Source organism: Mesonia hippocampi, assembly GCF_014197445.1.
Lineage (GTDB): Bacteria > Bacteroidota > Bacteroidia > Flavobacteriales > Flavobacteriaceae > Mesonia > Mesonia hippocampi.
Genome location: NZ_JACIFO010000006.1, coordinates 146906 through 171225, shown reverse-complemented (window position 1 = coordinate 171225; position 24320 = coordinate 146906). Strand labels below are relative to the sequence as shown.

Here is a 24320-nt window from a genome sequence, read left to right as displayed (position 1 = left end):
AGGAGGGTTTTTTAATACTAACTTAATATTCAGTTAAACTTCAAAACACAAATCTATCGTTCATTTGCATTAACAATAACAAATAAATTTATTACATTATGAAAAAATTCGTGCTATCAATATTTGCTGCAAGTGCATTAATTTTCGCTTCTTGCTCTAGTGATGATGACAAAAACAACGACAAAGAACCTATCGTAGAAGTAAATCCTGACAACTTTACCTTAACCATAAAAGATGGTCAGCATGTAAAGCTTATCAATACATTAGAATACAACCTAACAGGGCCTGTAATTGTAGAAGAAGGAGGAAAATTAACTATTCCTGCCGGAACTGTAATCAAAGCATCAGGAGGAACAAGTGCTTACATCGCTGTAGCTCAAAAAGCAGAAATATTTATTAATGGAGAAGCCAACAACCCTGTTGTAATGACTTCTGCTAGCGCTAATCCAGCTCCTGGAGACTGGGGAGGCTTAGTAGTTTGCGGGCAAGCACCTACTAACAAAGGAGCTACTGCTCAAGCTGAAGTTTCTGACCTTACTTACGGAGGAACTAACGTAAACGATAACTCTGGAGTTATTAAATACCTTCGAGTAGAATATACAGGTGCTGAATTTAACGGAGCTAAACAATTTAATGGCGTTTCATTTTTTGGTGTAGGTAACGGTACTAAAGTAGAATACATACAATCTTACAATGGTAAAGATGATGGAATTGAATTTTTTGGAGGTACTGTAAACGGTAAATACCTAGTTTCTACAGGAAGCGGAGATGATTCTATCGATTTTGCTGACGGATGGGCTGGTACAGGAGAGTATTGGTACATTAAAGATGGAGCTAAAGCAGGAATCGAAGGTTCTAACAACGGTGACGATTTTGCTCTAACACCACTAACTAACGCTACGCTTAAAAACATCTCTATTGTAGGTGGAGGTAGCGAAGGTGGTCTTTACATCAAAGAAGGTGGAGGAAAATGGAATGCTTCTAACATCTATGTAGATGGATTTGAAGTAGGAGTTCACTTAAAAGGTGCTGAAGATGATCCTCAATCTAACCAACAAGTAGCAAATGGAGACATTACTTTTAATAACATCCAATTTGTAGGAGTAGATACAAAAACAGATTACATTGGTGATTTACCAGAAAACTTCTTACAAGAAGGAACTAACACAGGTGCTGGTAACGGTGCTGAATTACCAGATTGGGCTCAAGGTTGGACTAAATAATCCTCACCTATTTTTATAACACTAAAAAGAGCTGTTGAACCATCAACAGCTCTTTTTTCGCCACTACTCATTATTTTTTTAATACCTTTGACATAAATAAAAATTTTTTACCATGAAAAAAATTACCCTTTTATTACTATTATTAGTTTCTACCTTTTCCTTTGCACAAGGAACAGAAACTTTTGACAACCTTACCCTAACAGGAACAAGCTATGTAGACGGAACATTCACTGGCCAAGACGGATCTACTTGGGAGTATCTACAATCTCGAGGAGACTATCAAATATCAGGAAATGCCATTATGCTTGGACGTAACCGAACTCCAGATGCAGAAGTAAAATCAGGCTCAATAGCAAACGGTATCGGCACCTTAAACTTTGATTACATGCAAGCATTTAGCAACAACGTAGATCTAGATGTATATGTTAACAATGTACTTGTAGCAAATGTTACAACAAACAGCGAGCAAAATGTAATTAAAAATTCAGGAAATATCAGTGTAAATGTTGCTGGAAATTTTGTATTAAAATTCCTTAACACTAACGGAGCACAAGTTGTTATCGACAACGTAACTTGGACTGCAAATGGAGGAACTCCACAACCTGCACTTAGTATTACCGCTCCTACAGATGGACAAATTTTTAACCCAAATACTACCAGTGTAAATGCTTCGTTTAATGTACAAAATTTCAGTGTAGGAAATACAGCAACAAGCGACGGGTACATTTCTTGGGTGTTAAACAGTACTACAACTGCAAAATATGACACCGCAGATGAAACAATCAATGTAAGTGCTGGAAACTCTTACACCTTAACAGCAGAACTTTTAGACTTTAATGGAAATCCATTAAACCCTGCCGTTACACAAACAGTAAACTTTAGCGTTGCAAATTACACTCCAGTAGCTACCATACAAGATTTAAGAGATTTACCAGAAGATACCTACGCTGAGTTTACAGGAGAAGCAACTATTACTTTCTTACAAAACTTTAGAAACCAAAAATACATTGAAGATGCTACTGCTGCTATCTTAATAGATGATAATAACGATGTATTAACAAACACCTACGCAATTGGTGACAACATTACAGGACTTAAAGGATTAGTAGGCGCTCACAACGGGATTGCTCAATTCTACCCAGTAGAAGACATTGCAACTATTGTTTCTAACGGTAACACAATAACACCACAAACGGTTACTATTGCTGACTTTATGGCAAACTACAATGATTACGAATCTGAACTTATTGCTATAGAAAACGTTACAATTACAGGAGATACAAATGTATTTACAAACGGTTCTAACTACACCATTACAGAGAACACAGGAGACAGCAGCGTATTACGTACTAATTTTTATAATGTAGATTTTATAGGAACAAATTTACCTACCGAAGAAATTTCCTTTGTTGCAGGAATCGCTTCTCATTACAGCGGAAAAGGGCAAATTTTCCCAAGAGATTTAAACGATTTCGGCGAAGTACTTTCTACAGATAATATACAAGCTCAAGATGTAAGTATTTACCCTAACCCAGCCAATACATACGTAAATATACAAACAACAAACAACCAAGCTGTAAACATAGCCATTTACAACCTTTTAGGACAAGAAGTTTTAACTCAAAACAATGTTCAAAATACAGTTAATCTAGAAGGTTTGCAAAAAGGCTTATACATCATTAAAGTAAGTAATGCTCATGTTAACTTCACACAAAAGTTAATTGTAAAATAAGCTCACTTATTTTTCTATAAAAAGCGTTTCTGGTTATATCAGAAACGCTTTTTTTATTCTACCAACAGATATATGCTTACTTTTGTAGTATATTCTACAAAAAATGAAAGCTTTAGAAGAAAAAATTTTTTCCGTAACTACATCAAAAGAATTTTCCGAAACTAGCCTAGAGGTATTTAACTTTCAGTACACCAACAATGCTGTTTATCAAAAATTCTGTAACCTTTTAGGTAGAACCCCTAATAAGGTAAAAACAATAGAAGATATCCCTTTTCTACCCATTTCTTTCTTCAAACAATTTAAAATTACCTGTACAATAGAGCAAGAGGAAATCCTATTTACCAGTAGCGGCACAACGGGTACACAAACCAGCAAACATTATGTACATAAGCTAGCGCTATATGAGCGTAGTTTTAAGCAAGGTTTTAAGCAGTTTTTCAATTCTCCTAAGGATTATGCTGTTCTCGCCCTTTTACCTTCTTATTTAGAACGAGAAGGCTCCTCTTTAATCTATATGTGCGAGCATCTAATTAATAAAAGCAACCACCCAGAAAGTGGATTTTATTTAAATAACCACGAAGATCTTATAAAAAATATCTTAAGCCTAGAACAACAAAACATTCCCATATTGCTTATAGGTGTTTCCTTTGCTTTACTAGATATCGCAGAAAAATATAAACTGAAACTACACAACACCATAGTTATGGAAACAGGAGGCATGAAAGGCCGACGAAAAGAAATGATACGAGAAGAGCTTCATGAACGTTTAAAAAACGGATTGGGCGTTGAAAAAATATACAGTGAGTATGGAATGACCGAGTTATTATCTCAAGCATACTCGCTAGGCGATGGCATTTTCCATTGTACCAATACCATGCAAATTATAATTCGTGAACCAGAAGATGAGCTACAATTATTACCTAACGGCAAAACGGGAGGAATTAATGTAATAGATCTTGCAAACTTATACAGTTGTAGTTTTATTGCCACACAAGATCTTGGAAAAAAAATAGGAGATAACACCTATGAAATTCTTGGTCGTTTTGATTATTCTGACATTAGAGGTTGTAATTTATTGATATAAATTTGGTAATCCTAAAAAATGTTATAATTTTGTTAATGCATGTAATGAGATGATTTATTTTTCGTCTATTTACGTGCTAAGATGAAGTTTTTTCATAATAGATTGGTTAGTTAATTTTGAAGCCCCCAGAAATTCTGGGGGCTTCTACTTTTTAAAAACACTAGCTTACAGCAATTTAACTCTTTTTATTCGCTTGCATAAACCAAAAAAGCCTGAGTAATATTACTCAGGCTTTTTTGGTTTTTATTTTAATATAACTTTTAGAAAATTTTATTTCAATTTAAAAGTTACTCTTCTTACAAGTTGTCTTGCTTCTTTAGAAGATTTATTAACAGAAGAATCTACTCCTCCTCCTTTATGCTCTAATCTAGAAGAATCTACTCCTGCTGCTACTAAGATATCATATACCTTTTTAGCTCTTTTTTCTGATAAAGAAAGGTTGTAATCAGCATTTCCAATTTCATCTGTATATCCAATTAATTCTGCTTTTGCTGAAGAATTTTCTTGCATATATTTTACCAGGTAATTGATTGCTTCTAAAGAATAAGTTTCAGGCTGTGTGCTATCAAATTTAAAGTATACATTAACGTATCCTTTATTAATTAAATCTTTAATTGCGTTAGCTCCTCCTGTGTTATTAATAACATCACCAGCTTTAGCATAACGGCTATCTAGACTTCCTTCTAATTCGTCAGGGATACCGTTACCATTTTTATCAATAGCTCTTCCTTTTGTATCTACTGCAACCCCATTAGTTGAGTTTGGCTCTCTATCTAAATAATCTGGCACACCGTCTTGATCGGTATCACGCATATCGTTTTCTATTTTAGCTAAACGATTTTCCACTTCACCTAATTTTTCGTCAAAGTTAGATTGTTCGCTTACCCAATCAGCATGTTTTTCTGCACTACCTAGGTAAAAAGTAATCCCTATGCTTCCTTGCGTTAAAAATCCATCAAAACCAGATGCGTGTACTTTAGAGTTCCCATCCCAACTTACTGATTGACGTACGTTACCTATTGCAGAGAAATCTCCTGTTAATGCAATAGTGTTACTTAAACGAACTTGTGGAGTAATTCCTACAATTACGTGTCCCATCCAATCATCTCCAGAAGAATATTTAGCTGCATCATCTCTATCTAACATAGAAACTCCTGCTCCTGCATGTACCAATAGTCCAAAAGTATTTGTCCATTCTCTAAACCCTAAAAGGTTTCCTGCATTTACAACTCCTTGCAAAGATGCTCTGTAATATTTGCTTTCAAAATCACGGCTATCGTCTGCGCTTTCTAAGCTATAATAACCTCCGTCTAGTTTAAGACCAAACTTATTATTAAACATATAGCGCACTCCTAAGTCTGCATTCCATGGAGATGGTGTTGCTGAATAGTATCCAGAAGTAAAATGTCTTACTGGTTTATTTAGTCCTGCAGAAACTTCAATAGACCATTTATCGAATTTTGGCCCTTCATTAGTTTCTTGTGCTTGTACTCCGTAAGCTGCCAAGAATAATGAAAAGAATAAAGTTAGTTTTTTCATAATGTTGATGTATGTAATTATTAAAGTTTTATGTTATTCAAATTTTTATTGTTAGTATAAATACTTTATTAATATGTTAGTTAGAGCCAAAGGTAATACATATACATGCTCACACTAAGCTTTCTAGCTAAATTTAACATTTTTTTTACACTCCGATTAACGTCTTCCTTAACTGTTCTTTATTATTTATTTAAGTTTCTTTTTAACAGCTACTTCTTGGAAAGCTTCCACTACGTCGCCTTCGCGTATGTCGTTATAGTTTTTCACTTGTAATCCACATTCGTAACCTTTAGAGACTTCCTTAACGTCATCTTTATAGCGTTTTAAAGATGCTAATTCTCCTGTATAAATTACAACTCCGTCTCTTATTAATCTTATTCTGCTATTTCTAAATATTTTACCATCGGTAACCATACATCCTGCAATGGTACCTATTTTAGAAATCTTAAAGGTCTCTCTAATTTCTGCATTTCCTGTTACCTCTTCTTTCATTTCTGGCGAAAGCATTCCTTCCATAGCATCTTTCAGGTCGTTAATTGCATCATAGATAATAGAGTATGTACGGATATCTATTTCTTCTTTTTCTGCTACTTGTTTTGCATTTCCTGCAGGACGCACGTTAAAGCCTATTACAATAGCATCTGAGGCAGAGGCCAGTAATACGTCGCTCTCGGTAATAGCTCCTACTCCTTTATGGATAATGTTTACCTGTATTTCTTCTGTAGATAATTTTTGGAAGCTATCGGTAAGAGCTTCTACAGAACCGTCTACATCTCCTTTTAGAATAATGTTTAGTTCTTTAAAGTCTCCTAAAGCAATTCGTCTACCTATTTCATCTAAAGTAATATGACGTTGTGTACGTACATTTTGCTCGCGCTGAAGCTGAGTTCTTTTTACAGCGATATCTTTTGCTTCGCGCTCATCCTCCATCACCACAAATTTATCTCCTGCTTGAGGTGCTCCATCTAATCCTAATATTGATACTGGGGTTGATGGGCCTGCTTCTTGCTTTTGGTTACCGCGCTCATCGTGCATGGCTTTTATTTTACCACTAGTTGTCCCAGCTAAAACATAATCGCCTATTTTTAGTGTTCCGCTCTGAATTAATACTGTAGAAACATACCCTCTACCTTTATCTAAGAAAGCTTCTACTACCGTACCGGTTGCTTTTTTGTTAGGGTTCGCTTTTAAGTCTAGGAGTTCTGCTTCTAGCAGTACTTTTTCTAAAAGCTCTTTGATTCCCATTCCTTTTTTGGCAGAGATATCTTGCGATTGTATTTTCCCTCCCCAATCTTCTACTAGCAAGTTCATGTTTGCTAAAGCTTCTTTAATTTTATCTGGATTGGCAGTTGGCAGATCTACTTTGTTAATAGCAAATATCATTGGAACTCCCGCTGCTTGCGCATGAGATATTGCTTCTTTTGTTTGTGGCATCACGTCATCATCTGCTGCGATTACAATAATAGCCACGTCTGTTACTTGCGCTCCTCTGGCACGCATAGCTGTAAAGGCTTCGTGACCTGGTGTATCTAGAAAGGCTATTTTTTCTCCGTTTTCTAGTTGCACACCGTAAGCTCCGATGTGCTGAGTAATTCCTCCGCTTTCACCTGCGATTACATTTTCTTTACGGATATAATCTAACAACGATGTTTTACCGTGGTCTACGTGCCCCATTACAGTTACAATAGGTGCTCTTTTTTCTAGATCTTCAGGTGCGTCTTGTTCTTCTTCGATGGCTTCTTCAAGATCTGCTGTTACAAATTCTACTTCGTACCCAAATTCTTCTGCAACAATACTAAGTGTTTCGGCATCTAATCGTTGGTTCATTGTTACCATCATTCCTAATGCCATACATGCAGAAATTACTTTAGTGACGGGTACATCCATCATTGTTGCAACTTCGCTTACCGTTACAAATTCTGTAACTTTAAGTACTTTGCTTTCTTGTTCTTGTTGTGCAAGTTCTTCTGCAGATTTTTGACGGTGTTGATCTCTCTTATCTCGTCTATATTTTGCAGATCTTCCTTTATTTGATTTCCCTTGTAATTTTTCTAGGGTTTCTCTAATTTGCTTTTGTACTTCTTCTTCTGTAGGTTCTTCTTTAACTACAGGGCGTTGTTGTGGCTTTTTACCTTTTTTTGCGTGTTGCTTTCTGTTATTGTTATCTGCAACATCTTTATTTATTCGTCTTCTACGACGGCGTGTACCTTTGCCTTTATCATCGTTAGATTTTTCATCTTTCTTCTTTGCTGGCTTAGGTTTTTTCTCAAACTGACTTAAGTCTATTTTTTTACCTGTAAAGTTCGGCCCTTCTAGCTTTTTATATTTTGTTTCTATTTTTTGCTCTTCTGGCTTAACTTCTTCTGGTTTTTCTTCTTTTTTAGGTTCTGCTGTTACTGGTTGAGGTTTGTTTTGTTTAGGCTGGGGTTTGTCTTGCTGTTGAGGAATTGCTTGCGATTTTTTTGACGAAACATCTTTGGGCTTAGAAGCAGGTTGAGGTTTCTCCTTTTTCTCATTTCCGTTAGCGGTTTCTTGTACTTTAGGCTTTTCTGCCTTGTTTTTCTTTGTAGGTTGGGTTTTCTCTAAATCTATTTTCCCTACTTGTTTTATACCTCCTAATTCTCGACGAGAAGAGGTGGCTTCATTTTTTTTCTTTTCTTCTTCCTTTTCTTTCGCTATACGCAACTCTTCTTCTTTACGCTTGCGCTCTTCTTCCTCTTTGCGCTTTTCCTCTTCTTCTTTTTTGCGTTTTTCCTCGAGTTCTTTTTCTCTTGCTACACGCAATTCTTCTTTTTCTTTTCTTCGCTCTTCATTTACTTCTTTAGAAGCATCTTTTTTACTTTTATCTGTCTGAAACTCATCTAAAAGAACTTGATAAATTTCATTAGAAATTTTTGTTGTTGGGCGCGCTTCTATTTCGTAGCCTTTAGACTTCAAAAAGTCTACTACTCTATCTAACGAAATATTGAATTCGCGTATAACTTTGTTTAATCGCATTGTTTTTGAACCTGCCATATATTTTACCTCTATTTACCTCGTTTTTAATTATTACTGATGAAATTTTCAGGAAACTAGTCCTCAAACTCATCTTGTAAAATCTGGATGACATGAAGAATGGTTTCTTCTTCTAAATCGGTAATTTTAACCAAGTCTGCCACCTCTTTTTCTAAAATACTCTTAGCGGTATCTAAGCCTATTCTAGAAAACTCTTTAATAATCCAATCTTCTATTTCGTCTGCAAATTCAGATAATTCTACATCTTCATCTGCACTTCCTTCTCTATACACGTCTATTTCATAACCGGTTAACTGTCCTGCCAATCTTATGTTATGTCCTCCTCTTCCTATTGCTTTAGAAACTTCTTCTGGTTTTAGCATAACCTGGGCTCTTTTATTTTCTTCATCTATTTTGATGGAAGTAATTTTAGCTGGGCTTAATGCTCTTGCAATATAAAGTTGTGTATTGGTTGTGTAATTAATTACATCTATATTTTCGTTTCCTAACTCTCTAACAATCCCGTGAATACGCGAACCTTTCATCCCTACACAAGCGCCTACTGGGTCTATTCTATCGTCGTAAGAGTCTACGGCTACTTTTGCTTTCTCTCCTGGGATACGCACTACATCTTTCACGTTGATTAAGCCATCAAATACCTCTGGAATTTCTTGTTCGAATAGTTTTTCTAGAAACACGGGTGCTGTTCTTGAAAAAATTATTACTGGCTTATTTCCTTTTAATTCTACGGTTTCTATAACTCCTCTTACGCTATCTCCTTTTCTAAAGAAATCTGATGGGATTTGTTTTTCTTTAGGCATAACCAACTCGTTCCCTTCATCGTCTAAAAGAATTACTGCACGGTGACGAATATGGTGTACTTCTGCCGAATATAATTCTCCTTCTAAATCTTTAAATTGTTTATAGATATTGGTATTATCGTGTTCATGAATTTTAGAAATAAGATTTTGTCTTAATGCTAAAATTGCTCTACGCCCAAGGCTTATTAGTTTTACTTCTTCCGACACATCTTCGCCTACTTCAAAATCTGGCTCTATTTTTCTAGCTTCAAAAAGAGAAATTTCTTGATTCTCATCTTCTACCTCTCCGTCTGCTACTACGGTTCTATTTCGCCAAATTTCTAAATCACCTTTATCGGGGTTAATAATAATATCAAAATTATCGTCTTCTCCAAATTTTTTCTTTAAGGCATTTCTAAATACATCTTCTAAAATTGCCATAAGCGTAACACGGTCGATATGCTTATTATCTTTAAATTCTGAAAAGGAGTTAATTAAATCGATATTTTCCATACCTTCGTTTTATTAAAATGTTATCACCACCTTCGCCTCTGCTATAGTCTCATAAGGGAGTGTTATTTCTTTTTTTACCGTTACTTTACCTTTACCAACTGGCTTAGGCTCTCTTGCTTTCCAAGCAAGTTGTATTGCGGCATCATCTGCTGCAATCAATGTTGCTTCATAAACCTCATCTGCTGTTTTCACATACAACCTTCTTCCTATATTTTTTTTATATTGCCTAGGTAAGCTCAATAAGCTTCCTACGCCTGCAGAAGTTACTTCTAAAGAAAAATCTTCTTCTTCGCGGTCTAAATTATGTTCTATCGCACGGCTTACTGCAATACAATCTTCTACAGAGACTCCTTTATCGCCATCTATCACTACGGCAATATTATTTCCAGATTTAATTTCAAAATCTATCAGGAACAACTCCGAGTTCTCCTCCAAAGCCCTATCTAATAATACTTTAACCTTATCTCGCATTGATTATTTTTACAAAAAGAGGGGACATTAACGTCCCCTTCTAAATATTTTCGTTCACTTCGTGATGCAAACATACAAATAATTTATTAGATATTAAATTAGATTTACCATAAAAAATTTGTATCTTTATGTGAAATTTTTAACCTAAAAAACTAAATATGAAAAAAATACTTGTTCCTACCGACTTTTCTGAACAAGCTGAAGACGCCCTAAAAGTAGCAGCTCAAATCGCAAAAAAACACGATAGTGAAATTTTCCTTCTCCACATGTTAGAGCTCCCTACCCAGCTAATGGATCCGTCGGTACGCGATGCTGGAAGCTCAATTCCAGAATCTATTTATTTCATGAAATTAGCCCATCAACGCTTTGAAGACGTTATGAGCAGAGATTACCTAAACGGTATTACTGTACACGAAACCGTGCAGTTTAACAGTGCTTTTGAAGGAATTATGGCAGGAAGCAAAGAGCACGGGTGCGATTTGGTAGTAATGGGCAGCCAAGGCGCTAGCGGACTTAAAGAAGCCTTTATAGGCTCTAATACCGAAAAAGTTGTAAGACACTCCAATATTCCTGTTCTCGTTATTAAAGACTATATTGAAATTGACAATATAAAAAGCTTTGTTTACGCTACAGACTTCACCGAGGAAAGCAAAAAATCTTTTAACGAAGCTGTAAATTTTGCAAAAACAATAGATGCCACATTACATTTAATTTATGTAAACACCCCAAATAAATTTAAAACAACCGATTACACAGACCACGTTACCAATAATTACTTAAAAGGTTTAGATCTTAAAAACTACAGTCTTACTGTTTACAACGACGAGAGTGTTGAAAAAGGCATCCTAAACTATGCTGGAAAAGTAAATGCCGATTTACTAGGTATTAGTACACACGGACGCAAAGGTCTTGCCCATTTCCTAAACGGCAGCATTAGTGAAGATTTAATAAATCACGCTCAACGCCCCGTAATTACCTTTAAAGTATAAAAAAAGAAGGGTTAATAAATAAATCATAATTTGAAGATAGTCCTGCTATAAAATACATGCAGGGCTATTTTTTTACACAAAATTCACCCACAAAAAAAGCCTCTCCTTATAACAGGAAAAGCTCTTCATTGGTTTAAATTCACTTAAACCACAAAATATCAAGCTTTTAATTAAGCTTCATATTCACAACACAACTTCGTAAAAAAAGCTTCAATATTACTACTGAAGCTTTTTTGTTTTTGCGGTCTGGACGGGATTCGAACCCGCGACCCCCTGCGTGACAGGCAGATATTCTAACCAGCTGAACTACCAGACCGTTGCTTTATTGCGAGGGCAAATATACAACCTTTTATGTTTGCCGCAAACTTTTTTTATTCTTTTTTTTAGTTATTTTTTACATTTATTATTTAATAAACTAATTATCAGTTTTTTAAACAAACAAAAAAAGCACCCTAAAAAAGGGTGCTTACTAAACAAAACATTCTTTTAATTTAGTTTATCACAAATTTGAAACCTCTCACTTTTCCTTCTATAGTAACTTTAGCAACATAAACTCCCGCTTGTAAAGATGCAATAGGAAGTTGCGCCTCTACTGTATTTAAAGTATGAGCAGCAATCTTTTGCCCTAATAAATTATACACCTCTACATTAGCCATAGGAGACTGAGCCTTTAAAGTAAGGTACTCTGAGTCTTGATAATAAGTAAAACCTTCAAAAGAGTTTTCATCTATACTCATTCCTCCAGCAGTTATAGAAAAATCATCTATTTGGAATCCAAACTGATCATTTGATTTCACATGAATAGCCACATACACATCTTGACCTGCATATGCATCTAAATCATACTCATATTCGACCCACTGCATAGCTGGAGAAGGGGTCAAATTACCATCTATTACTGTAAAACTTGCAGGTTGGGTATCTGTAGTAGAAATCGCAACATCAAATACTTCGTTAGAATAAGTACCATCGGCAGCTTTAGCATAAAATTTAAGTGTGTTTTCTTGGTTTCCTAATGTAACAAGAGGAGTAATTAACCAATCATCATTAGACGGTGTTGATGCAGCAAAACAGGCTAGTGACTTATTACCGCTTCTAGCACTCCAATCTGCAGCATCTGAAGGATCTAAAGGAGGATTTGTTGTAGTTGTGTTAAAAACAATGAAAGAACCTGTATAACCAGAATTATTAAACGTAATTCCATTAAAACCATACGTAGGAGACCCGTCGACATCTACCATTGTCCAGCTTCCAATGTTATCAATAATGAAATCATCATGGCTTTCAAAATCATCTTCAAAAAGAACAGTCTGTGCATTCATACTTATAGCAGCTGCTACAGCCGCTAGTGTTAGGGTAATTTTCTTCATAATAATAAATTTTACATTAATTAAAACCCCAATGTAATACATTTTATATTATAATCCTAAAATTTCTGCCTATTTAACAGAAACCTAGTTAAAACCTTGTTTATTTCATGCTTAAAATCTACAGGCACATAATTTATTTTATACCGAAGGCATTTTAGTTTTATTTCGTTAAAATAAGCTTTTAGTGCTGTACGATAAACCCCCCTTACATTATCGGCATATAAATCTATTTTATCTCCTGTCTCTATATCTGTATAGCGTTTGGGGATATTATTAAAATTAAAATCCAATTCTGTTGCTTTATCATAGGTATGAAAAAGAATCACTTCATGTTGCTGGTGTTTTAATCGCAATAAGGCATCAAACAGTTCTTCTAAAGCTTTTTCTTCTAAAGAGAATAAATCTGAAAATATAATCACCAACGAGCGCCTCTTAAGCTTCTCCGCTATTTGATGCAAATAAGTACTCATCTCGGTTTTCTTTGTGGTACTTTGCATCACTAGCTTTGAGAGCCGATCTAATATCATGGCATAATGCCTTGCACTCCCTTTTTCTGAGGCATAATATTCATAAGTATCACTAAATACACTTAGCCCTACAGCGTCTCGTTGTTTTTTTAGCAATTGCATGATACTTGCTGAAGCTAATGCTGAAAAACTTATTTTATTTAACCTATCTATGCTCGGGTTTTTAACGATAGGATAATGCATAGAAGAAGAATTATCTATAATCAAATGGCAACGAAGGTTGGTTTCTTCTTCATAACGTTTTGTGTATAATTTTTCTGTTCTTGCAAAAAGCTTCCAATCTATATGCTTTGTACTTTCGCCTTTATTGTACAGTTTATGTTCTGCAAATTCTGAGGAATACCCATGAAACGGACTCTTATGCAAGCCAGATATAAATCCTTCTACTACTTGCTTTGCCAATAAGTCTAACCGCTCAAAACCCAAAGGCTGTTGTATTTGATCTAAAAATTCCATATTTCCAAAAGTACTAAAAAAATAAAGGGTTTAGTGAATCACCAAACCCTTTATCAAATCGATTTATTTTTCTCTTCTACAAAAGCTTATCTATTGCTTGTTGATATACGCTTTTTTGCGCCACACCAACTTGACGATCTACAAGCTCTCCATTTTTAAATGTTAATACCGTAGGGATATTACGCACACCATATTTTGCAGCAAACTCTTGATTTGCATCTACATCTACTTTTCCTACAACAGCTTTCCCTTCGTACTCTGTACTTAACTCATCAATAATAGGTCCTACCATTCTACAAGGCCCACACCAAGCAGCCCAAAAGTCAACCATTACAGGCTTATCGCTCTTTAATACTACTTCATCAAAACTTGCGTCTGTTATTTCTAATGCCATAATTTTTATGTTTTTTATTTCTACAAAATTAGCGAAATATATCATTAAAAACCAACAACACACAATTATAATACGTTATAGCACCATTAATTAGAATTATATTAAAGAACTATCATATTTTAAACTTCCTATAAATAAACAACAAAAACAGGTATCGTTTTTGATACTTCTGTTCGAAAAAGTATATTTGTATGCATTTTTATTTAAAAAAATTAGAATATGGATTTTAAGCTTACCGAAGAGCATTTAATGATACGCGATGCGGCTCGTGATTTTGCTCGAAATGAACTATTACCAGGGGTGATAGAACGTGACGAGAAACAAGAATTCCCAACAGAACAAGTAAAACGTATGGGAGAACTTGGATTTTTAGGAATGATGGTTGACCCACAATATGGTGGAGGCGGAATGGATACAGTCGCTTATGTACTTGCCATGGAGGAAATTTCTAAAATAGATGCTTCTTGCTCGGTAATCGTATCTGTAAACAACTCGTTAGTTTGCTGGGGGCTAGAAACCTACGGAAACGAAGAACAAAAACAAAAATACCTAACAAAGTTAGCTACAGGAGAATCTATCGGAGCATTCTGTTTAAGCGAACCAGAAGCCGGTAGTGATGCTACATCACAGAGAACTACCGCTATCGATATGGGAGACCATTACGTTTTAAATGGTACCAAAAACTGGATTACCAACGGAAGTTCTGCAGACTACTACCTTGTAATTGCTCAAACTCATAAAGAGAAAAAACACAAAGGAATTAACGCTTTTATTGTTGAAAAAAACTGGGAAGGTTTTGAAATAGGCCCTAAAGAGCAAAAATTAGGAATCAGAGGTAGCGACACTCATTCACTTATCTTCAACGACGTAAAAGTTCCTAAAGAAAACCGCATCGGGGAAGATGGATTTGGATTTAAATTTGCCATGAAAACACTTTCTGGAGGACGTATAGGTATTGCGGCACAAGCACTTGGTATTGCCGCTGGAGCATACGAGTTAGCACTAAAATACTCTAAAGAACGTAAAGCTTTTGGTACAGAAATATGTAACCACCAAGCTATCGCATTTAAGCTTGCCGATATGCACACGCAAATTGAAGCTGCTAGACATTTAGTAATGAAGGCTGCCAAAGATAAAGACAACCATGAAAATTATGACCTTTCTGGAGCTATGGCCAAATTATACGCCTCTAAAGTTGCTATGGATACTGCCATAGAAGCTGTACAAATTCACGGAGGTAATGGTTATGTTAAAGAATACCACGTAGAGAGATTAATGCGTGATGCAAAAATTACGCAAATTTATGAAGGTACTTCTGAAATACAAAAAATAGTAATTTCTAGAGCCATTCTTAAAGACTAGACGTTGCCGTAACTCATAAAAAACCTGTTTCAATGAAACAGGTTTTTTTATTCTCTTATTTTTCTTATTACATCCTTCTTCCTTGACGATGGTGTTTTTGCCTACTAGGCTTTTCTTTGTGTTTTGTCTTCAGCTTTTTACTTTCTTGAAGTTTTTGAAACTGCTCTTCGGTAAGGATAGATTTTAATTCCTCAATATGCTGTTCATGCGCTAACTTTCGTTGTTCACGTTCAGCCATCATGTGCTTAGGTTCTGCTTGCATTGCCCTTCTACGTTTGGCAGCTTCTTCTCTTTCCTCTACATTCATTTCCCGCTGCTGAACTCGCTCTAATGCTAATACTTTTATTTTCTCTTTCTGTTCTGCAGATAAATTTAACTCCTTATCCATCTCTGCCACATGACGTTCTACTTGCTGTAATTGCTCTGGAGTAGCTGTTTTTGTTGCGCAAAACTTACTAGACCTACCAAACACAATGCTGTTGCGATAATATTTTTCATAATACATTTTTTATTTATATGACAACTAAAATTAAGACTAAACATTAAAAAATAAAACTTTTTAACATTTATTGCACTACTTTTTTAATTGATACAACTTTGCTGTTTCTTCAATTACTGTATCAATAGGAGTAAAGGTAAATCCTAATTCATCTATTGCTTTTTTATTACTATATAGTGTTTCGGTAAAAGCCTCTTCTATAAATCGCTTTGTAATATATTTAGACCCACCTAAACGACTCGTTATTCCCTGGATAATCCACCCTAACTGTAACATCCATTTTTTTACAGCAACTTTTGGAGGTTTTACCAATAATTCTTTTGCGATTTTAGTCAACACTTGTTTAAACGAGCAGTTTTCTGAAATCAAAATAAAACGTTCGTTATACACCTTACTTTGCATTGCTTTATACATAAAAGACGCAACATCGGCTGCTCCAACAAAACCTGTTGTTTTTGGCAAATAAAAACTTAAGCCTTTAGCTACTCTAGAAAACAAACTTGCGCTACCTTGCTGCCAATTACCGGCGCCTATAATTACACCTGGATTAACAATAAGTACCGGAAGCCCTTCTTGCGAGGCACGCCAAACTTCCATTTCAGCTCCATATTTGGTAATAGAATAACTGCTATAAACCTTCTCTGAAATCCTTGCAGAATCTTCGGTAAGCTCAACCCCTTGTAATTCTTCCCCTAAGGTAGCTACCGAGCTTACATGGCAAAGTTTTTTTACATTATAGGTCAATGCCAAGTTAACAACATTTGCCGTTCCTTCTATATTTACCTTTCTTAACTTAAAATAATCTTTTTCGTTAAACGAAATATATCCGGCACAATGGTAAACATAAGCAATCCCTTTATAAGCATCAGACAACTCCGGAATGCTGGTAACATCTGCCCTAAACCACGATAATCGCTCAAAAGCTCCCACAGGAATATTTGCCGTTGTTATTTCTTTCAAACGCTCCAAACAAGCTTCTTTAGCTTCTACTGTACGATATAATGCTCTTATCGGCGCCCTAGTACTTTTATCTGCCAATAAAACGGATAATAAATAAGTTCCCACCAAGCCTGTTGCTCCCGTAATTAAAATCATGCCTCTAAATTAAATAAATGTTCAGAATAAATAAGTATTTTGAAGTATGATTTTTACCTTTGTAAGATTGATAAAATTTTATAAAATGAAATTAAAGCCTTTAGTTGAAGATTTACGCTGGCGCGGCATGTTACAAGACATTATGCCAGGAACAGAAGAACAACTTTCTAAAGAGATGACTACGGCTTACATTGGGTTTGACCCAACATCCGACTCTCTTCACATAGGAAGTCTTGTACCTATTATTTTACTCGTCCACCTAGAACGTGCTGGACACAAACCCGTTGCCCTTGTAGGAGGCGCTACTGGGATGATAGGCGACCCTTCTGGAAAAAGCGACGAGCGTAACCTGCTAGATGATGAAGCACTAGCAAAAAATGTTGCCGGAATTAAACGTGTATTATCGCGTTTTTTAGATTTTGATGGCAAAGAAGAAAATGCTCCTATGCTGGTAAATAATTATGATTGGATGAAAAACATCTCTTTCATTGAATTTGCCCGTGACGTAGGAAAACGCATTACTGTAAACTATATGATGGCAAAGGATTCTGTTAAAAAACGCTTTAGCGGAGAAGACGGAGCTGCCGGAATGTCTTTTACTGAATTCACTTATCAACTTATTCAAGGGTACGACTTTTATCATTTATACAAAACCATAGGCTGTAAGCTACAAATGGGTGGGAGTGACCAGTGGGGAAATATTACCACAGGAACAGAACTTGTTAGACGTATGACACCTGGCGAAGATGCCAAAGTATATGCCATGACTTGCCCATTAATTACAAAAGCAGATGGTGGTAAGTTTGGAAAGTCTGAAGGAGGAAACATTTGGTTAGATACCGACAAAACCTCTGCTTATAAATTTTATCAATTTTGGCTAAACACCTCAGACGAAGACGCAAAAAAATACATTAAAATTTTCACTTTCTTAGACAGAGAGACTATCGAAGAGCTTATTAAAAAGCACGAAGAAGCACCACATTTAAGGCTTCTTCAAAAGAAGTTAGCTGAAGAAGTAACTACCTTTGTACACAACAAAGAAGCTTTTGAAGTTGCTCAAAAAGCATCTTCTATTTTATTTAGTGATTCTTTTAAAAGCGATATCGCTAGTTTAGACGAGGAAACTTTCTTAGATGTTTTTGAAGGCGTACCACAAGCAGAGCTTAAAAAAGAAGAGCTCGCTAAAGGAGTAGACATGATTGCTGCTTTAGCTGCCAAAACAAACTTTTTAAGCAGTAATGGTGAAGCTAGACGCGCCCTACAAAGCAATGCTGTTGCGGTAAACAAGGAAAAAGTTAACGAAAACTACAGCCTAACAGAAGCAGACTTAATTAACGGGAAGTATATTATTTTAAATAAAGGAAAGAAAAACACTTATATCATCAAAGCGATATAAAATTTTAAAAACAGGCGTTAATTAATTAGCGCCTGTTTCTTTATCTTTAACACGAAGCGAATCTAGCTTTAAACTTTCAAACGATGCTTTTTCTATCTCTGAAAGCACAGCATTACTATCGGTTTTTAACGAGTCTACAGCTTGTTGCTCTTCATCTAAAATCTTTTTTACTTCATTAAAAATGCGTTCGCTTACAGTAACATCTTCTGTGTAATACGCAATATTATCTGCCAGCTGTGTACTATCTACTTGATGCTTTTGGTACAACAATTCTTTTAGTGAAACCTTGCGTTTTGTTACTTCCACACCGCTATAACTCTCTGCAGCATCTAGCTTTACTAAATCAACCAAAATAGAAACCATTTCTTTTTCAGAAATTAATTTGTCTGGTTTTGGTGCTTTTGTTACTTGTTGGCAGCTAAAAGCACATGTTAAAACAATTATTAGAAGTATATAAAGGTTTCGCATCTTTAATTTTTATCTATCAAAAGTTAATCGTTCTCCTACTTTTTTATCTAACACTTTAAAGTTTCGGTAAACCAACTCTCCATTTACAAAGGTATGTGTGATACGAGATTTGAAAGTGGTTTTATCGAATGGAGACCATTCGCATTTATACAAAATATTCTCTTTTTTTACTGTCCACGGAGCGTTTAAATCTACCAACACTAAATCGGCTTTATAACCTTCCTTAATGTAGCCTCTTTTTTCAATATTGAATAGAATGGCTGGGTTATGGCACATTTTCTCTACAATTTTAGGAAGTGATATTTTCCCTTGGTGATAAAACTCTAACATTGCTGGTAATGCATGTTGTACTAAAGGTCCTCCACTTGGAGCTTTTGTATAAACATTATCTTTTTCTTCTAATGTATGTGGCGCATGATCGGTTGCAATAACATCTATTTTATCATCCAATAGGGCTTTTAATAAAGCTTCTTGATCTTTTTGAGTTTTCACTGCTGGGTTCCACTTAATATGTGTTCCTTTTTCATCATAATAAGAATCGTTAAACCATAGGTGATGGACACAAACTTCTGCGGTTATCTTTTTATCTTTTAGTGGTTTTTTATTAGAAAATAAAGAGATTTCTTTTGCCGTAGATAAATGAAAGATATGTAAGCGCGCTCCTGTTTTTTTAGCTAGTGCTACTGCCTTAGACGAGGATAGGTAGCAAGCTTCTTCACTGCGTATTGCAGGGTGAAACTTTATGGGGATATCGTCTCCGTATTTCTCCTTATAAGTTGCTAAATTTTTCTGAATAGTTTCTTCATCTTCACAATGGGTAACTACCAGAACGGGAGAGTTTTTAAAAATTTCTTCTAAAACTTTTTCATTATCAACCAGCATATTTCCTGTAGAAGAGCCTAAAAACAGCTTTAAAGCCGCTGTGTTTTTAGGGTTTATTTTTTTTATTTCTTCTAGGTTATCGTTTGTTCCGCCAAACATAAACGAATAATTTGCATAAGAAGTTTGTTTTGCTATTTCAAATTTCTCTTCTAATAGTTTGATGGTTGTGGTCTGCGGATTGGTATTTGGCATTTCTATAAACGAGGTAATTCCTCCTGCAATAGCCGCTCTAGATCCCGATGCTATATCTTCTTTATGCGTAAGTCCTGGTTCTCTAAAATGTACCTGATCGTCTATTACTCCTGGCAACAGGTGTTTACCTTCGGCATCTATTACTTGAATATCTTGAGATTTTGCGCTTATTATGGGTGCTACTTCTGCGATAAGTCCATTTTCTATATATACTTCGGCATCGGTGATTTTGCCTTCGTTTACGACTTTAGCATTTTTTATAAGTATCTTTTTCACAAACTTCTATTTAGTTTTTAATAATGGTTAGAGGGGATAAAAATATGTTGTGTGTATTAATCAATTTCATTTTTACTCGTTAAAATTCTTTATAAAACCAACTTTTTAACTTCATGGATAGTACGCCAAAAATGGCTTCGGATATAATTCCGCTACTCATTTTAGATTTCCCCCTAGTACGGTCGGTAAATATAACAGGAACTTCGACAATTTTAAATTTTTTTAGGTATGCTTTAAATTTCATTTCTATTTGGAAAGCATAGCCTACAAACTGTATTTTTTCTAAATTTATTTTTTCTAAAACACTTCGGTGAAAACACACAAAGCCTGCCGTAGTATCATCTATGGGCATTCGTGTTATTAACTTTACATATTTAGAAGCTATATAAGAGAGCAGCACCCGTTTCATAGGCCAATTTACTACATTTACTCCTTTAACATAGCGCGAACCTACAGCCAAGTGTGCTTGCTGTTGTGTACATGCTTGGTGTAACTTTATGATATCGTTAGGGTTGTGAGAAAAATCGGCATCCATTTCAAAAATATAGGTATAAGGCCTTGCTAATGCCCATTTAAAGCCATGTACATAAGCTGTACCTAAACCCGATTTATTTTTTCTTATTTCTAAAAACAATTTATCAGGAAAAACCAATTGTAAGGCAGCAACTTTTTGAGCCGTTCCATCGGGAGAATTATCATCTACAATTAAAATATGCACCGCTAAAGATTGAGAGAAAACTGCCCGAATAATATGTTCGATATTCTCAATCTCGTTATAAGTAGGAATAATAACAAGGCTTTGTTGCATATTTTTTTGGCAAATGTACATATTTTTAGTTTTCTTTTTTAAGCTTCGTTATCTCCTATTTTAATTTTAACTTTGTTTTTGCTTATGGAACTTCCACTAAATGCTATAGAAAGACACGTAACAGCAAACGATTGGGTAACGGCACTTATCCTTATAGCGTTTACTATGCTTGGGATTGCTAATTATAGTTACCCAAATAAGTTTTATGATTTTGTAACTATTTATGTTTCTAAAAAGTATTTTTCTGCTTATAATAAATCTACCGAAATTATTGATAAATTCAGTCTTATTGTAAGTATTGCTGTCTCACTTATTAATGCCTTAGGGATTTACATTATACTTTATCATTTCAATATTACCTTAAATAGCAATACTGCTTCATTTACTTACTTTTTACAGTTATATATTATTTTAATTACACTTATCGGAATAAAATATGTAACAGAACGCATTATAAGTAATCTTTTTGAAATTGACCAAACATTAAATAAGTACTTATTTTACAAGATTAGCGTAAAAAATTTTATAAGCATAGCCTTTTTCCCTATTATAATTGTTTTACTTTATATTTTTCCGCCCTCTAATAATATGTTGATTGGGCTTATTATAGCTGTATTCAGCATACATTTAACCAGCCTATTTTCTTACTATTATAAACACAGAAAAATAGTTTATACTTATTGGTTCTATTTTATTTTGTACCTTTGCACACTTGAAATAGCTCCCTATTTTATTTTATATAAAGTAATTATATTAAGATAATTAGGGCACTAGCACTAAAAGTACTTGTTTATGAAAGTGAAAACCATTTTAATTTCTCAACCAGAGCCTTCTGAGAACTCACCATATTTTGAGTTAGAGGAAAAACAAAAAGTAAAAATAGATTTTATTCCTTTTATTCATGTAGAAGGAGCAACTTCTAAGGACGTTCGGCAACAAAAAGTAGATCTATCTGAGTATTCTGCTATTATTTTAACCAGTCGAAATGCGGTAGATCACTTTTTTAGAATAGCCCAAGAATTACGTTTTAAAGTACCTGATACACTAAAGTATTTTTGTCAAAGCGAAGCAATTGCTTATTACCTACAAAAATATGTAGTATACAGGAAGCGTAAAATTTATGTAGGAAAAAGAACTTTTCCAGAATTGGTTCCATTAATTAAAAAATATAAAAACGAACGCTTTTTATTACCTTCTTCCGATGTGCTAAAACCAGCCATCCCTGAAGCGTTAGACAAGCTAAGCATAAAATGGAAACGTGCTGTTTTTTACAAAACCGTAGTTAGCGATTTATCGCACCTTGAAAAAGTTTTTTATGATGTTGTGGTATTTTATAGTCCTAGCGGAATAAAATCTTTATTTGAAAACTTCCCTGACTTTAAACAAAATAACACTCGTATTGCTGTTTTTGGAAACTCTACCATTAAAGCTGCAGAAGAGCATGGGTTAAAAGCAAATATTACAGCACCAACACCAGAGACGCCTTCAATGACAATGGCTTTGGAAAAATACATCAAAGAACATAATAAGAAATAGTACTCTTCACGATTACTTCAACTAAAAAAGGGAGCATTACGCTCCCTTTTTTAGTTATAAATAGATCCTTTATTAATTAACTTTTAGGACCTCCTGCCATAATTTCTTCGTTGGCATATTCTTCAAATTTTTCAAAATTTTGCTTAAAAAACTCGGCTAATTTAGTTGCTTTTTCATCATAAGCTGCTGCATCTGTCCATGTTTGTTTAGGGTTTAAAACCTCTGCAGGAACATTAGGACAAGTTGTTGGCATTGTTAAATTAAATATAGGATGTGTAATATACTCTACATCTTTAAGTTTTCCTTCTAAGGCAGCCGTAATCATAGCGCGTGTATATTTAAGCGACATACGGCTTCCTACGCCATAAGGACCTCCTGTCCATCCTGTGTTTATCAGCCAAACATTAACTCCTGCTTCCTGCATTTTTTTACTTAACATTTCCGCATATTTTGTTGGGTGTAATGGCATAAACGGCGCGCCAAAACAAGCAGAGAAACTTGGTAGCGGCTCATCTATTCCGGCTTCAGTTCCGGCTACTTTTGCAGTATATCCACTTATAAAATGGTAAGCTGCTTGCCCTGGGGTTAATTTACTTATCGGAGGCAGTACCCCAAAAGCATCGGCAGTTAAAAAGAAAATATTTTTTGGATTCTCTCCTATTGAAGGTTGTTGGATGTTATCAATATGATAAATAGGATAACTCACTCTGGTGTTTTGGGTAATGCTTACATCATCAAAATCTACAGCTCCATTAGCATCCATAATAACGTTCTCTAGTAAAGCACCTGCTTTAATTGCTTTAAAGATATCTGGTTCTTTTTCTGCAGAGAGGTTAATAACTTTTGCATAGCAACCGCCCTCAAAGTTAAACACCTTGTTTTCTGCTGTCCAACCATGCTCGTCATCGCCTATAAGTTTACGACTTGGATCGGCCGATAATGTTGTTTTTCCTGTACCTGAAAGTCCAAAAAATATAGCGGTATCATTAGCCTCTCCTACATTTGCAGAACAGTGCATTGGCAATGTATTTTTATCTACAGGTAAAATAAAGTTTAAGGCAGAAAAAATACCTTTTTTAATTTCTCCTGTATATCCTGTACCTCCAATTAGTGCTATTTTTTTGGTAAAGTTCAAAATTGCAAAATTGCTTTGTCTTGTTCCATCAACTGCTGGGTCTGCCAAAAATCCTGGAGCATTTACAATTAGCCATTCTTCATTAAAGTTTGCTAGCTCTTCTTCAGAAGGGCGTAAAAACATATTGTGTGCAAAAAGATTGCTCCACGGGTATTCATTAATTACACGAATATTGGTACGGTATGCAGGGTCTGCACAAGCGTAGCTATCGCGCACAAAGATTTCTTTTCCAGAAAGGTAAGCTACCACTTTATCATATAACTTATCAAATTTATCTGAAGCAAAAGGAATGTTTATATCGCCCCACCAGATTTTATCTGCAGTTACATCGTCTTTTACTATAAATCTATCTAATGGTGAGCGCCCTGTAAATTTCCCAGTGTTAACTGCTAATGCTCCAGAGTCTGCTTCTACTCCCATTTGTTTATCTAAAGTAACTTTATGTAACTCTTCTGGAGATAATTGATAATGGATGGTTGCGTTTTCAATTCCGTAATCAGTTAATGATAACGTTTTTGTGGTTTGATTGTTTGCCATTATAAAGTATAATTGTTGTGATTGTTTGGCAAATTTAAAAAT

21 protein-coding genes and 1 tRNA gene are annotated in these 24320 nt (G+C 35.0%); 8 read left to right on the top strand and 14 right to left on the bottom strand.

Going from position 1 to position 24320, the window contains the following annotated elements; translation table 11 throughout:
- Positions 1-98 precede the first annotated feature (98 nt).
- The 3 genes from GGR32_RS08550 to GGR32_RS08540 all read left to right on the top strand — a co-directional run bounded on the left by GGR32_RS08550 (position 99) and on the right by GGR32_RS08540 (position 4039).
- The gene (locus GGR32_RS08550; protein ID WP_183477782.1) at positions 99-1223 is read left to right on the top strand and encodes a hypothetical protein; all 1125 of its coding nucleotides are present in this window, start codon (positions 99-101) and stop codon (positions 1221-1223) included.
- A gap of 112 nt (positions 1224-1335) precedes the next feature.
- Positions 1336-2955 (top strand): T9SS type A sorting domain-containing protein, encoded by a 1620-nt coding sequence (locus tag GGR32_RS08545; protein WP_183477781.1) that lies wholly within the window; start codon positions 1336-1338, stop codon positions 2953-2955.
- Positions 2956-3058: 103 nt separating this feature from the next.
- Positions 3059-4039 (top strand): LuxE/PaaK family acyltransferase, encoded by a 981-nt coding sequence (locus tag GGR32_RS08540; RefSeq protein WP_183477780.1) that lies wholly within the window; start codon positions 3059-3061, stop codon positions 4037-4039.
- 270 nt (positions 4040-4309) lie between these two features.
- Here GGR32_RS08540 and GGR32_RS08535 read toward each other — a convergent pair whose 3' ends face one another.
- From GGR32_RS08535 to rimP, 4 genes are all read right to left on the bottom strand, one after another.
- Entirely contained in the window at positions 4310-5578 is a 1269-nt protein-coding gene (locus tag GGR32_RS08535; RefSeq protein WP_183477779.1) for an OmpA family protein, read from the bottom strand.
- A 186-nt stretch (positions 5579-5764) separates the two neighbouring features.
- Positions 5765-8593, bottom strand: a complete 2829-nt coding sequence (infB, locus tag GGR32_RS08530) for a translation initiation factor IF-2 (RefSeq protein WP_183477778.1) — start codon at positions 8591-8593, stop codon at positions 5765-5767.
- A gap of 56 nt (positions 8594-8649) precedes the next feature.
- Positions 8650-9885 (bottom strand): transcription termination factor NusA, encoded by a 1236-nt coding sequence (gene nusA / locus GGR32_RS08525; protein ID WP_183477777.1) that lies wholly within the window; start codon positions 9883-9885, stop codon positions 8650-8652.
- Between the two features lie 12 nt (positions 9886-9897).
- Positions 9898-10356, bottom strand: coding sequence for a ribosome assembly cofactor RimP (gene rimP, locus GGR32_RS08520; RefSeq protein WP_183477776.1), 459 nt, complete (start codon positions 10354-10356; stop codon positions 9898-9900).
- Positions 10357-10514: 158 nt separating this feature from the next.
- Here rimP and GGR32_RS08515 point away from each other — a divergent pair, with 158 nt between their 5' ends.
- A complete protein-coding gene (locus tag GGR32_RS08515; RefSeq protein ID WP_183477775.1) occupies positions 10515-11345 on the top strand; it encodes a universal stress protein in 831 nt (276 codons plus the stop codon).
- 242 nt (positions 11346-11587) lie between these two features.
- On the opposite strand, the gene GGR32_RS08510 is transcribed toward GGR32_RS08515, so the two are convergent.
- The 4 genes from GGR32_RS08510 to trxA all read right to left on the bottom strand — a co-directional run bounded on the left by GGR32_RS08510 (position 11588) and on the right by trxA (position 14092).
- Positions 11588-11661, bottom strand: a tRNA-Asp gene (locus tag GGR32_RS08510).
- A gap of 175 nt (positions 11662-11836) precedes the next feature.
- A complete protein-coding gene (locus tag GGR32_RS08505; protein WP_183477774.1) occupies positions 11837-12715 on the bottom strand; it encodes a T9SS-dependent choice-of-anchor J family protein in 879 nt (292 codons plus the stop codon).
- A 56-nt stretch (positions 12716-12771) separates the two neighbouring features.
- Complete coding sequence (locus GGR32_RS08500; protein WP_183477773.1) at positions 12772-13698, bottom strand: DUF58 domain-containing protein; 927 nt, start codon at positions 13696-13698, stop codon at positions 12772-12774.
- A gap of 76 nt (positions 13699-13774) precedes the next feature.
- Positions 13775-14092, bottom strand: coding sequence for a thioredoxin (gene trxA / locus GGR32_RS08495; protein WP_183477772.1), 318 nt, complete (start codon positions 14090-14092; stop codon positions 13775-13777).
- Between the two features lie 219 nt (positions 14093-14311).
- Between trxA and GGR32_RS08490 the strand changes: the two genes are divergently transcribed.
- Positions 14312-15454, top strand: a complete 1143-nt coding sequence (locus GGR32_RS08490; protein WP_183477771.1) for an acyl-CoA dehydrogenase — start codon at positions 14312-14314, stop codon at positions 15452-15454.
- 67 nt (positions 15455-15521) lie between these two features.
- Here GGR32_RS08490 and GGR32_RS08485 read toward each other — a convergent pair whose 3' ends face one another.
- Both GGR32_RS08485 and GGR32_RS08480 read right to left on the bottom strand, forming a co-directional pair.
- Positions 15522-15959: a Spy/CpxP family protein refolding chaperone gene (locus tag GGR32_RS08485; RefSeq protein ID WP_183477770.1), complete on the bottom strand. Its 438-nt coding sequence runs from the start codon at positions 15957-15959 to the stop codon at positions 15522-15524.
- A gap of 69 nt (positions 15960-16028) precedes the next feature.
- Positions 16029-17048 (bottom strand): SDR family oxidoreductase, encoded by a 1020-nt coding sequence (locus GGR32_RS08480; RefSeq protein ID WP_183477769.1) that lies wholly within the window; start codon positions 17046-17048, stop codon positions 16029-16031.
- A gap of 85 nt (positions 17049-17133) precedes the next feature.
- On the opposite strand from GGR32_RS08480, the gene tyrS reads away from it, so the two are divergent.
- Complete coding sequence (gene tyrS / locus GGR32_RS08475; protein ID WP_183477768.1) at positions 17134-18444, top strand: tyrosine--tRNA ligase; 1311 nt, start codon at positions 17134-17136, stop codon at positions 18442-18444.
- Positions 18445-18465: 21 nt separating this feature from the next.
- Here the strand turns inward: tyrS and GGR32_RS08470 are convergent, their stop codons facing one another.
- The 3 genes from GGR32_RS08470 to GGR32_RS08460 all read right to left on the bottom strand — a co-directional run bounded on the left by GGR32_RS08470 (position 18466) and on the right by GGR32_RS08460 (position 21070).
- A complete protein-coding gene (locus GGR32_RS08470) occupies positions 18466-18912 on the bottom strand; it encodes a DUF4296 domain-containing protein (RefSeq protein WP_183477767.1) in 447 nt (148 codons plus the stop codon).
- A gap of 9 nt (positions 18913-18921) precedes the next feature.
- Positions 18922-20262, bottom strand: a complete 1341-nt coding sequence (locus GGR32_RS08465; protein WP_183477766.1) for a dihydroorotase — start codon at positions 20260-20262, stop codon at positions 18922-18924.
- Between the two features lie 79 nt (positions 20263-20341).
- Positions 20342-21070, bottom strand: coding sequence for a polyprenol monophosphomannose synthase (locus GGR32_RS08460; protein WP_183477765.1), 729 nt, complete (start codon positions 21068-21070; stop codon positions 20342-20344).
- Positions 21071-21154: 84 nt separating this feature from the next.
- On the opposite strand from GGR32_RS08460, the gene GGR32_RS08455 reads away from it, so the two are divergent.
- A complete protein-coding gene (locus tag GGR32_RS08455; protein ID WP_183477764.1) occupies positions 21155-21832 on the top strand; it encodes a DUF4271 domain-containing protein in 678 nt (225 codons plus the stop codon).
- A 30-nt stretch (positions 21833-21862) separates the two neighbouring features.
- Positions 21863-22606, top strand: a complete 744-nt coding sequence (locus tag GGR32_RS08450) for a uroporphyrinogen-III synthase (protein WP_183477763.1) — start codon at positions 21863-21865, stop codon at positions 22604-22606.
- 76 nt (positions 22607-22682) lie between these two features.
- Here GGR32_RS08450 and pckA read toward each other — a convergent pair whose 3' ends face one another.
- Complete coding sequence (gene pckA / locus GGR32_RS08445) at positions 22683-24278, bottom strand: phosphoenolpyruvate carboxykinase (ATP) (protein ID WP_221403711.1); 1596 nt, start codon at positions 24276-24278, stop codon at positions 22683-22685.
- Positions 24279-24320 lie beyond the last annotated feature (42 nt).